Raw genomic sequence first — 11,901 nt, forward strand, 5'->3', positions numbered from 1 at the left:
ATCCCCGATGAGTTATTTCCTCGATCGCTTGCAGTTCTTCAAGCGTGACCCCCAGACCTTTGCCGATGGCCATGGATTTGCCAAGAGCGAGGGCCGCGACTGGGAAAACAGTTACCGCGCCCGCTGGCAGTACGACAAGATCGTGCGGTCCACCCATGGGGTGAACTGCACCGGCTCCTGCAGCTGGAAGATCTACGTCAAGAACGGCCTGGTCACCTGGGAAACCCAGCAGACCGATTACCCGCGCACGCGTCCGGACCTGCCCAACCATGAACCGCGTGGCTGCCCGCGTGGCGCCAGCTACTCCTGGTACCTGTACAGCGCCAACCGGCTGAAGTACCCGCTGATCCGCGGCACGCTGCTGCGCCTGTGGCGCGAAGCGCGCAGGAGCAAGGCCCCGGTCGATGCCTGGGCCAGCATTGTTGAAGACAAGGAGAAGGCGCGTTCGTACAAGACCCGCCGCGGCATGGGCGGCTTCGTGCGCCTGCAGTGGGAAGAGGCCAACGAGATCATCGCCGCTTCCAATCTGTACACGGTGAAGCAGTACGGCCCGGACCGCGTGGTCGGCTTCTCGCCGATTCCGGCGATGTCGATGGTGTCCTACGCCGCCGGCGCGCGTTACCTGTCGCTGCTGGGCGGCGCCTGCCTGTCGTTCTACGACTGGTACTGCGATCTGCCGCCGGCCTCGCCGCAGATCTGGGGCGAGCAGACCGACGTGCCCGAATCGGCCGACTGGTACAACAGCCGCTACATCATCGCCTGGGGCTCGAACGTGCCGCAGACGCGTACGCCCGATGCGCACTTCTTCACCGAAGCGCGCTACAACGGCACCAAGACGGTGGCGATCTGCCCGGACTATTCCGAGCTGGCCAAGCTGACCGACCACTGGCTGCACCCCAAGCAGGGCACCGACGCTGCGCTGGCGTTTGCGTTCGGCCATGTGATCCTGCGTGAGTTCCATGTCGATTCGCCCTCGCAGTATTTCCAGGACTACTGCCGCCAGTACTCGGACATGCCGATGCTGGTGCGCCTGGAGCGCCGCGACGATGGCCGCCTGGTGGCGGGCCGCTTCCTGCGCGCCAGTGAGCTGGGCGGGCTGGGTGAAGCCAACAACCCGGACTGGAAGACCCTGGCCTACGACGAGAACAGCGGCCAGATCGTGGTGCCCAATGGCTCGATCGGTTTCCGCTGGGGTGAAAAGGGCCGCTGGAACATCGAAGAGAAGGCCAGCAATGGCGCCGACACGCGCCTGCGCCTGAGCTTGTCCGACGCCAACGACGGCATCGAGGCGGTGAGCTTCCCGTACTTCGGTGGCATTGAAAGCGACGGCTGGACCGCCGCACCGGCCGAAGACGTACTGGACCGCAACATTCCGGTGCGCCGCCTGGCCACGGTCGACGGCGGCGAGACGCTGGTGGCCACGGTCTACGATCTGCTGCTGGCCCAGTACGGCGTGGACCGTGGCTTTGGCGGCGGCAACGTGGCATCGAGCTTCGATGACAGGGTGCCGGGCACGCCGGCGTGGCAGGAGCGCATCACCGGCGTGTCGCGCGCCGAGGTGATCGAGATCGCCCGCGAGTTCGCGCGTACCGCCGACAAGACCCACGGCCGCTCGATGATCATCGTCGGCGCGGGCATGAACCACTGGTTCCACAACGACATGAACTACCGCGGCCTGATCAACATGCTGATCATGTGTGGTTGCGTGGGCCAGACCGGCGGCGGCTGGGCGCATTACGTGGGCCAGGAGAAGCTGCGCCCGCAGACCGGCTGGCAGCCGCTCGCGTTCGGCCTGGACTGGAGCAAGCCGCCGCGCCACATGAACGGCACCTCGTTCTTCTATTTCAACACCGGGCAGTGGCGTTACGAGAAGCTGCGGGTGGACGAGCTGCTGTCGCCGCTGGCCGATGCCCGCAAGTACAGCGGCAGCCTGGCCGACCTGAACCTGCGCGCGGTGCGCATGGGCTGGCTGCCGAGCACCCCGCAGCTGGACCGCAACCCGCTGCAGCTGGTACGCGAGGCCGAAGCGGCCGGCGTGGCCCCGGCGGACTACGCGCTGGGCAAGTTCAAGGATGGCTCGCTGGACTTCGCCTTCGCCGACCCGGACGCCAGCCAGAACCACCCGCGCATGATGTTCATCTGGCGCTCGAACCTGCTCGGTTCCTCGGGCAAGGGCCACGAGTACATGCTGCGGCACCTGCTGGGTACGCGCCACGGGCTGCAGGGCAAGGACCTGGGCGAAATGGGCGCAGTGAAGCCGCAGGAGGTGAAGTGGCGCGACGACGCGCCGGAAGGCAAGCTGGACCTGCTGGTCACGCTCGACTTCCGCATGTGCACCACCGCGCTGTACTCGGACATCGTGCTGCCGACGGCAACCTGGTACGAGAAGGACGACCTCAACACCTCGGACATGCACCCGTTCATCCACCCGCTGTCCAAGGCGGTGGACCCTGCGTGGGAATCGCGCAGCGACTGGGACATCTTCAAGGAGGTGGCCCGCACCGTGAGCGAGATGGCGCCGGGCGTGCTGGGCGTGGAGAAGGACCTGGTGCTGATGCCGACCCTGCACGACACCCCCAACGAGCTGGGCATGCCGTTCGGCGTAGCCGACTGGAAGAAGGGCGAGTGCGAGGCCATTCCGGGCCAGACCATGCCGTCGATGACGGTGGTGGAGCGTGACTACCCGAACCTGTACCGCAAGTTCACCTCGCTCGGCCCACTGCTGGACACGCAGGGCAACGGCGGCAAGGGCATGAGCTGGGACACGAAGCACGAGGTCGAGTTCCTCGGCAAGTTGAACCACACCGTGCACGAAGAAGGCATAAGCCAGGGGCGCCCGGCCATCTCGACCGCGATCGACGCGGCCGAAGTAATCCTGCACCTGGCGCCGGAAACCAACGGCCATGTGGCGGTGAAGGCCTGGGAATCGCTGGGCGCCTTCACCGGTCGCGAGCATACGCATCTGGCGGTGGGCAAGGAGCACGAGGCGATCCGCTTCCGTGACATCCAGGCGCAGCCGCGCAAGATCATCTCTTCGCCGATCTGGTCGGGACTGGAAGACGACAACGTCAGCTACAACGCCGGCTATACCAACGTGCACGAGCTGATTCCGTGGCGCACGGTGACCGGTCGCCAGCAGTTCTACCAGGACCACGAATGGATGATCGACTTCGGCGAGGCCTTCATGAGCTATCGCCCGCCCGTCAACACGCGCACGGTGGAGCCGCTGCTGAACCAGCGCCCGAACGGCAACAAGGAGATCGTGCTGAACTGGATCACCCCGCACCAGAAGTGGGGCATCCACAGCACCTACAGCGACAACCTGATCATGCAGACGCTGTCGCGCGGTGGTCCGATCGTGTGGATCAGCGAGGACGACGCGCGCAGTGCCGGCATCGTCGACAACGACTGGATCGAGCTGTTCAACGTCAACGGTGCGATCGCCGCGCGTGCGGTGGTCAGCCAGCGCGTGATGCCGGGCATGGCGATGATGTACCACGCGCAGGAGCGCATCATCAACGTCCCGGGCTCGGAGATTTCCGGCACCCGCGGCGGCATCCACAACTCGGTGACCCGCATCGTGCTCAAGCCGACCCACATGATCGGCGGCTACGCGCAGCTGGCCTATGGCTTCAACTACTACGGCACCTGCGGAACCAACCGCGACGAGTTCGTGATCGTGCGAAAGATGGACAAGATCGATTGGCTGGACGATGAGGCAGTACCTGCAGCTGTAAAGGAGGTGGTGTGATGAAGGTCCGTGCACAGATCGCGATGGTGCTGAACCTGGACAAGTGCATCGGCTGCCATACCTGCTCGATCACCTGCAAGAACGTCTGGACCTCGCGCGAGGGCGTCGAGTACGCCTGGTTCAACAACGTGGAAACCAAGCCGGGCATCGGCTACCCGAAGGAATGGGAGAACCAGGACAAGTGGAACGGCGGCTGGGTGCGCAGCCGCGCCGGCAAGCTGGTGCCACGCGCAGGTGGCCGCTGGCGCATGCTGGCCAAGATCTTCGCCAACCCGGACCTGCCGCAGATCGACGACTACTACGAGCCGTTCGATTTCGACTACCAGAACCTGCACACCGCCAAGGACAGCCAGCACCAGCCCACCGCACGCCCGCGTTCGCTGATCAGTGGCGAGCGCATGCAGAAGATCGAGTGGGGCCCGAACTGGGAGGAGATCCTCGGTTCGGAGTTCAGCAAGCGCTCACGCGACTACAACTTCGACCAGGTGCAGAAGGAGATCTACGGCGCCTTCGAAAAGACCTTCATGATGTACCTGCCGCGCCTCTGCGAGCACTGCCTGAACCCGGCGTGCGTCTCGGCGTGCCCCTCGGGCGCGATCTACAAGCGCGAGGAAGACGGCATCGTGCTGATCGACCAGGACAAGTGCCGCGGCTGGCGCATGTGCGTGTCGGCGTGCCCGTACAAGAAGATCTACTACAACTGGAAGAGCGGCAAGTCGGAGAAGTGCATCTTCTGCTACCCGCGCATCGAGATGGGTGAGCCAACCGTGTGCTCGGAAACCTGCGTGGGCCGCATCCGCTACCTGGGCGTGATGCTGTACGACGCCGACCGCATCGCCGAGGCCGCTTCGGTAGCCGCCGAGAAGGACCTGTACCAGGCCCACCTGGACATCTTCCTGGACCCGAACGATCCGGCAGTGATCGCCGCCGCGCGCAAGGAAGGCATCCCGGACAGCTGGCTGGATGCGGCCAAGCAGTCGCCGGTGTACAAGCTGGCGATCGACTGGAAGCTGGCGCTGCCGCTGCACCCGGAATACCGCACGCTGCCGATGGTCTGGTATGTGCCGCCGCTGTCGCCGATCCAGTCCGCCGCCGAGCGTGGCCGCGTGGGCATGAGCGGCGAGCTGCCGGACGTGGCGTCGCTGCGCATCCCGATGCGCTATTTGGCCAACCTGCTGACGGCCGGTGACGAGGCGCCGGTGGTACGCGCGCTGGAGCGGCTGATGGCGATGCGTGCCTGGCGCCGGGCCAAGAACGTGGACGGCGTGGAAGACACCGCCGTGCTGGAACAGACCGGGCTGAGCATCGCCCAGGTGGAAGAGATGTACCGCTATCTGGCCATTGCCAACTACGAGGACCGTTTCGTGATTCCGACCGGCCACCGCGAGTACGCCAACGACGCCTTCGGTGAGCGCGGCGGCTGCGGCTTCACCTTCGGAAACGGCTGCAATGGTGACAGCCCGGCGGACCTGTTCGGGCAGCGCAAGACCACCACCTTCGTGGTGGACAAGGGCCCGAACCAGCGCCGCAAGGAGGTGGTGTGATGAGCGTGCTCAAGCTGGTCGGGGTGTTGCTGGACTACCCCCGCGAGGAACTGTGGGAGCACGGCGAGGAGCTGCTCGCCGCCTGTGACGACCCGGCGCTGAACCCCGCCCGCCGCCAGCAGCTGCGCAGCTTCGTGCAGCAGCTGCTGGCCACCGATGCGCTGGATGCACAGGCGGCGTGGCTGGCCAGTTTCGACCGCGGCCGTTCGATGAGCCTGTTGCTTTTCGAACACATCCATGGCGAGTCGCGCGACCGCGGCCAGGCCATGGTCGATCTGGTCGAAACCTACCGCCGCAACGGCTTCGAACTGGATGCCCGCGAGCTGCCGGATTACCTGCCGTTGCTGCTGGAGTTCCTGGCCCACCGCCCCGGTAGCGAGGCCCGCGAGTGGCTGCACCACATCGGCCATATCGCCGGGATGCTGGCCGCGCGTGCCGCCGAGCGTGAGCTGCCGCACCGGGTGCTGTTCGAGATCCTGGTCGAAGCCGGTGACGGCAAGGCCGATCTGCAGGCGCTGCGCCAGCGTGCCAGCGAGGAAGTCCGCGACGATACCGCCGAGGCCATGGACCGCTTGTGGGAGGAGGAGGCGGTGCGCTTCGGCGCCGAAGCCCCTGCCGAAGACTGCAAGCCGCCCGTGCGTTCGCCGGCCCGTCCTTCGCATCGTGAGGTCCAGCCATGAGTTACTCCCTGCATCAATTCGCCTTCCAGTACTACCCGTACATCGCCGTGGCAGTGCTGCTGATCGGCAGCTGGGCCCGCTATGACAAGGCCATGTACACCTGGCGCACCGGCTCCAGTCAGATGCTGTCGGACAAGGGCATGCGGCTCGGCAGCAACTGCTTCCACATCGGCATCCTGGCCATCCTCGGCGGCCACCTGGTCGGGCTGCTGACGCCGCACGCGGTGTACGAGCACTTCATCACCTCCTCGCAGAAGCAGATGCTGGCGATGGTGGTCGGTGGTGTGTTCGGCGCACTGTGCTTCATCGGCATCAGCATCCTGCTGGTACGCCGCCTGTTCAATGCGCGTGTTCGGGCTACCGGCAGCTTCGGTGACACCCTGGTGCTGGTGCTGCTGTTCGCGCAGCTGTGCCTGGGCCTGTACAGCATCCGCGTCTCGTCCGGTCACCTGGACGGCGGGGTGATGGTGCAGCTGGCCGAGTGGGCGCAGCACATCGTGACCTTCCGTGCCGGTGCCGCTGATTACATCGAGGGCGTCAGCTGGGTCTACAAGATGCATATCTTCCTGGGCCTGACCCTGTTCCTGATCGCGCCGTTCACCCGCCTGGTGCACGTATGGAGCATTCCGATCAGTTACCTGTGGCGGCCCTACCAGGTGGTGCGCCGCCGTCAGGCCACGCTGCGCTATGGGCCGCGGGAGTAAACCATGCGCAGCCTGCCGAAATTCCTGCCGATTACCGTGATCGACTCCGCGGCACCGGTTCCCGCCGAGGCGCATTCGCACCACCATGACGCGGCGGCGCAGGGGCCGCGTTCGCTCGGGCAGCCGGCACCGTGCCGGCTGTTCGTGGACGAGACCGCGATCAGCGAGGCCGACATCGCCCGCGAGATGCAGCACCACCGGGCGATGCGCCCGGAACAGTCACGTGCCGAAGCGGCACGTGCACTGGTGGTGCGCGAACTGCTGCGCCTGGAAGCGCAGCGGCTGGGCCTGCAGGCGCCGGAGGGTAACCGGGTAAGTGACGAGGAAGTGCTGATCCAGCAGCTGCTGGAAGACGCGATCGAAGACCGCGTGCCGACCGATGAAGACTGCCGGCGCTACTTCGAGCAGAACCCGGAGCGCTTCCGCTCCCCCGACCGTGTGCGCCTGCGCCATATCCTGCTGGCCGCACCGGCCGACGACGTGGCCGGGCGCTTCGCTGCACGCACCGAGGGCGAGCGGCTGGTCGGACTGCTGAAGGAGTCGCCGCACCTGTTCGCCGATTTCGCCCTGCGTCATTCACGCTGCCCGTCCAGCAGCGAAGGCGGTGACCTGGGCTGGCTGCAACGTGGGCAGACCACGCCGGAGTTCGACCGACAGGTGTTCCGCCTGCGCGAAGGCCTGGCCGGTTTCCCGGTGGAATCGCGCTGGGGCTACCACGTGGTCTGCGTCGATGCCCGCGAGGAAGGCCAGCCGCAGCCGTTCGAGGCCGTGCTGCCGCAGCTGCGTGACTACCTGGAGTTGCAGGTGCGGCAGCGCGAGGTGCAGGCCTACCTGCTGCAGTTGCAGGAACGCTACCCAGTGCGCGGGCTGGATGAGATCGAAGCCGAAGCGGATATCGGCTGAACCCCTTTGAACGAGGAGAATTCATGAACCAGGCCCTTGCCCCCGCCAGTGCCGGGCAGCAGCAACGTGCGCTGTGGCTGAGCACGTTCGCCTTCACCGTGTGCTTTGCGGTGTGGATGATCTTCTCGATCATTGGTATCCAGATCAGTCAACAGCTCGGCTTGAATGACACCCAGTTCGGCCTGTTGATCGCCACGCCGGTGCTGACCGGCTCGGTCAGCCGCGTCTTCCTCGGTATCTGGTCCGACCAGTTCGGTGGCCGCAAGGTGATGGTGCTGGTGATGCTGTGTGGTGCAGTCGCTACTTGGATGCTGACCTACGCACAGACCTACAGCCAGTTCCTGGTTGCCGCGCTGTGCGTGGGTATCGCCGGCGGCAACTTCTCGGTGGGCGTGGCCTACGTCTCGAAGTGGTTCCCGGCCAGCAAGCAGGGCACTGCGCTGGGCATCTTCGGTGCGGGCAACATCGGTTCGGCGGTGACCAAGCTGCTGGCGCCGCTGGTGATGGTGGCGGCCGGTTGGACCATGGTTGCCAAGGTCTGGGCCGTCGCGCTGGCGGTCACTGCGGTGCTGTTCTTCTTCTTCAGCAAGGAAGACCCGTCTCTGGAACAGCGCCGCCGCGAAGGCGTGAAGCCGGTGCCGTTCGCCGAGCAGATGGCACCACTGAAGAACCTGCAGGTATGGCGGTTCTCGCTGTACTACTTCTTCGTCTTCGGCGGCTTCGTGGCGCTGGCGTTGTGGCTGCCGCACTACCTGGTTGGCGCCTATGGCATGGACGTGGGCCACGCCGGCATGCTGGCGGCGTGCTATTCGATCCCGGCCAGCCTGTTCCGCGTGGTCGGTGGCTGGATGTCGGACCGGATGGGCGCGCGCCGGGTGATGTACTGGACCTTCGGCGTGTCGGCCATCTGCACCTTCCTGCTGGCCTACCCGGATACCGAGTATGTGGTGAAGGGTATCCACGGCCCGCTCCATTTCCATCTGGCCATCGGCGTGGTGATGTTCACCGTGCTGGTGTTCGTGCTGGGCTTCTTCATGTCGCTGGGCAAGGCCGCGGTCTACAAGCACATTCCGGTGTATTACCCCAGGCATGTGGGCGCGGTGGGCGGCGTGGTCGGCATGATCGGCGGCCTGGGTGGCTTCGTCCTGCCGATCGTGTTTGGCGCGTTGAACGATGCGGTGGGCATCTGGAGCAGCTGCTTCATGCTGCTGTTCGTGCTGGTGGCGGCTGCACTGGCGTGGATGCATTTCGCGATCCGCCGCATGGAACGTCGCCACTTCCCGCAGATCGACCGCGAAACCGACCTGCCCGAAGCCATCGACGCGGCCGCCGCCGAGCGGGTGCGCGGCGGGTGAAGGGTGCTGCCGGCCAGCGGCCGGCACTACCAGGACGATACGCGGCGGGTGAAGGGGTGATGCCGACCAGCGGCCGGCACGACCGAGTGGTGGGTGAAAGGGTAGTACCGGCCGCTGGCCGGCAGGAACCATCAGATGCGCCACGCTTGATTTCAATCAGGGCCACGCGAAGAGGAACGCCCGAAGATGTCTGCCATGAGCTTCCACGTTGACGAGAGCGGGGACACTGCGCTGCAGGCGGCATTGCTGCGGCAGCCACGGCACGTGCTGTTTCCGCCGGCTGACCAGTTCAGTACCGGCTTTGGCGAAAGCGGGTGGCGCGCCGCCGTGCGCGCCAGCAACGAGCACCTGATCCCGCGTGGTTTGACGCTCGGCTTCCAGGCGGGTCGTGGCGGGCGCGACGTGCCACCGCAGGCGTATCTGGACACCCTGCTGCTGGCGCTGCGCCTGCAGGCCGGCGCGCTGGCTGAAGATCGCGAGGTGGTGGCAATGGTGCTGCAGTTGGGGCTGGCCGAGACGCTGCCGCCACCACAGCTGGGCCAGCTGCTGGATGCCGTGCCGCAGTACTTGCGCACCGTGGCGCGGCCACAGGTGGAGGTGCGGCTGGACGCGGGCAGCGCGCTGGCGCCGGCACAACTGCGTGCGGTGGGCTGCACCCGCCTGAACGTGATCGATCGCGCCGATGCACCCGGGCCGACGCTGCTGGCGCATGCGCGACAGGTGGGCTTTACCGCGCGCTACTACCAGTTGCGGGTGCCCGGCAGCGCGGATACCGGCTTCATCGAACGACTGCATGAGGTGCTGGCCGAAGCGCCCGAGCGCATCCTGCTGCCGGCGCCTTGCGCGCTGCCAGAGCATCCCTCGGCGGCACGATGGCTGCAGAGTTGGCGCCTGCTGCGCGCAGCCGGCTACGAACCGATCGGTGGTGACCACTACCAGCGCGGCGACCTGCCGATCCCGCATGGCCCGGGCGATGGCCAGCGTCATTGTGACCTGGCCGGCGTGCCACGCCGCGACCGCAGCGATTTCATCGGGCTTGGCCTGTCCGCCTGCAGCCAGATCGGCGAGGTGTTCTACCGCCTGGAGGACGAACTGGGCGAATGGCGTGCGCGGCTGCAGGCCGGGCATATGGGTGTGTCTGCCGGATTGATCCTGTCCGAAGACGAGCGACTGGCGGCCGAGGTGGCGCAGAGTATCGCCTGCGATCACGCGCTCGATGCGGTTGCCTTCGAATGGCGCAACGATGAACCGTTCGAAGAATGCTTCGCCGGGCAGCTGCCAGCATTGGCACCGTTGCTGGCGCGCGGCTGGGCGCACTGGGATGCGCGCGTGCTGCGGCTGGCCGAAGAAGGGCGCCTGCTGTGGCGTATGATGGCCGCATGCTTCCGGCCGGCGGCCGCCATCGCTTGAGTCTTGCCCAGATGTCTTCGAATCCGCCTTCGCACGGCCGCCTTGGACAGGCCACCCCGAACCCCGCCGCCGCCGATGACGGCGACGCGCTGCACTTCTGCAGCACCTGCGCGTTTTCCGACGCCTGCATGTCGCAGGGCTACGACAAGACCGCATTGGGCGATCTGCACGTGCTGGTCGACCACGTCGGTCCGTTCCATGCGGGTGACTACATCTTCCGCGCTGGCGAGTCGTTTGATTCGATTGCTGCGGTGCGCGCCGGCATGGTCAAGACCTTCGTCGACGACAGCCAGGGCAACGAGCAGGTGCTGGGCTTCAGCCTGCCGGGCGAAGTGATCGGCCTGAATGCGATCCACGGTTCGCGCTTCCCCTGCAATGCGGTGGCGCTGGATACGGTGCATCTGTGCCGCATCTCGTTCCCAAAGCTGAGCTCGCTGGCCACGCGCATGCCCGGGCTGCAGGCCAAGCTGTTCAGCCTGCTCAGTGCGGAGATCGGCAAGGTCGCCACGCTGGCCGCCAACCACCGTACCGAAGAGCGCATGGCCGCATTCCTGCTGGACATGTCCGAGCGCTACGCGCGGCGCGGTTTTTCTGCCACGCGCTTCAACCTGACGATGGCGCGTACCGAGATCGCCAACTACCTGCGGATGGCGCCGGAAACCGCCAGCCGCGTGCTGCGCCGCCTGAGCGATGATGGGATCATCGCGGTGAAGCAGCGTGAGATCCTGCTGCTGCAGCCCGAGCGCCTGGCCGCGCTGGCGGTGGCCGACGAATCCGATCCGAACTGAACCTGGCCGGGAGCCGACGATGAAGCGAGCTGGACTGTTGTTGCTGGGCCTGCTGGCCACGGTGCCGGCCTGGGCGGCCACGCTGACCGTTTCGGCGGCATCGAGCCTGACCGAGAGCTTCCGCGAACTGGGCAATGCCTATGAGAAGGCACACCCGGGCACCAAGATTGATTTCAACTTCGCCGCGTCCGGCGTGTTGCTGCAACAGATCAGCCGCGGTGCGCCGGTGGATGTGTTCGCCTCGGCCGACGAAACCACGATGGACCAGGCCCAGCAGCAGGATCTGCTGGCGGCCGGCACCCGCGAGGTGTTTGCAGTGAACGCGCTGTGGGTGGTGGTGCCGCCGCAGGCCAAGGCGGCGCCGCGTACCTTGAAGGACCTGGCCGGTGCCGGTGTGCAGCGCATCGCACTGGGCAACCCGGACAGCGTGCCGGTCGGCCGCTATGCCAAGGGTGCGCTGGAAGCGGCGGGCCTGTGGCCGTCGGTGCAGGGCAGGATCATCACGACGCAGAACGTGCGCCAGTCGCTGGATTACGTGGCGCGCGGTGAAGTGGATGCCGGCTTCGTCTATGCCACCGATGCACAGGCAATGCCCGACCGGGTGCGCCGTGCCTTCGCGGTGCCGGTGCCCGGGCGCATCGCGTATCCGCTGGCGGTGACCAGGGGCAGTACGCAGCCGGCAGAGGCACGGCGCTTCGCTGCCTTCGTGCGTTCGCCGCAGGGCCAGGCGATTCTGGCCAAACACGGATTCGGCAAGCCCTGACGC

The 11,901-nt window shown here is 66.3% G+C and carries 9 protein-coding genes; all 9 read left to right on the forward strand.

The features are described from left to right. Positions 1–7: 7 nt before the first annotated feature. On the forward strand, positions 8–3,751 hold the full coding sequence (locus ACTXG9_RS00240) for a nitrate reductase subunit alpha (RefSeq protein WP_111098106.1): 3,744 nt from the start codon (positions 8–10) through the stop codon (positions 3,749–3,751). Further along, on the forward strand, positions 3,751–5,295 hold the full coding sequence (narH, locus tag ACTXG9_RS00245) for a nitrate reductase subunit beta (protein WP_005416844.1): 1,545 nt from the start codon (positions 3,751–3,753) through the stop codon (positions 5,293–5,295). The genes ACTXG9_RS00240 and narH overlap by 1 nt, the downstream gene beginning before the upstream one ends. Beyond that, complete coding sequence (gene narJ, locus ACTXG9_RS00250) at positions 5,295–5,975, forward strand: nitrate reductase molybdenum cofactor assembly chaperone (RefSeq protein ID WP_005416842.1); 681 nt, start codon at positions 5,295–5,297, stop codon at positions 5,973–5,975. The genes narH and narJ overlap by 1 nt, the downstream gene beginning before the upstream one ends. After that, positions 5,972–6,679 (forward strand): respiratory nitrate reductase subunit gamma, encoded by a 708-nt coding sequence (gene narI / locus ACTXG9_RS00255; RefSeq protein WP_005416840.1) that lies wholly within the window; start codon positions 5,972–5,974, stop codon positions 6,677–6,679. Before narJ ends, narI begins: the two co-directional genes overlap by 4 nt. Positions 6,680–6,682: 3 nt before the next feature. Next, complete coding sequence (locus tag ACTXG9_RS00260) at positions 6,683–7,582, forward strand: peptidylprolyl isomerase (protein ID WP_005416838.1); 900 nt, start codon at positions 6,683–6,685, stop codon at positions 7,580–7,582. Positions 7,583–7,605: 23 nt separating this feature from the next. After that, positions 7,606–8,937, forward strand: coding sequence for an MFS transporter (locus ACTXG9_RS00265; RefSeq protein WP_456115698.1), 1,332 nt, complete (start codon positions 7,606–7,608; stop codon positions 8,935–8,937). 195 nt (positions 8,938–9,132) lie between these two features. Then, positions 9,133–10,347, forward strand: coding sequence for an oxygen-independent coproporphyrinogen III oxidase (locus ACTXG9_RS00270; protein WP_111098107.1), 1,215 nt, complete (start codon positions 9,133–9,135; stop codon positions 10,345–10,347). A gap of 11 nt (positions 10,348–10,358) precedes the next feature. After that, positions 10,359–11,135, forward strand: coding sequence for a helix-turn-helix domain-containing protein (locus ACTXG9_RS00275; RefSeq protein WP_005416832.1), 777 nt, complete (start codon positions 10,359–10,361; stop codon positions 11,133–11,135). 19 nt (positions 11,136–11,154) lie between these two features. Further along, entirely contained in the window at positions 11,155–11,898 is a 744-nt protein-coding gene (gene modA / locus ACTXG9_RS00280; RefSeq protein ID WP_329866582.1) for a molybdate ABC transporter substrate-binding protein, read from the forward strand. Positions 11,899–11,901: the final 3 nt, after the last annotated feature.

The sequence above is a fragment of the Stenotrophomonas maltophilia group sp. LNF247 genome (assembly GCF_054083135.1).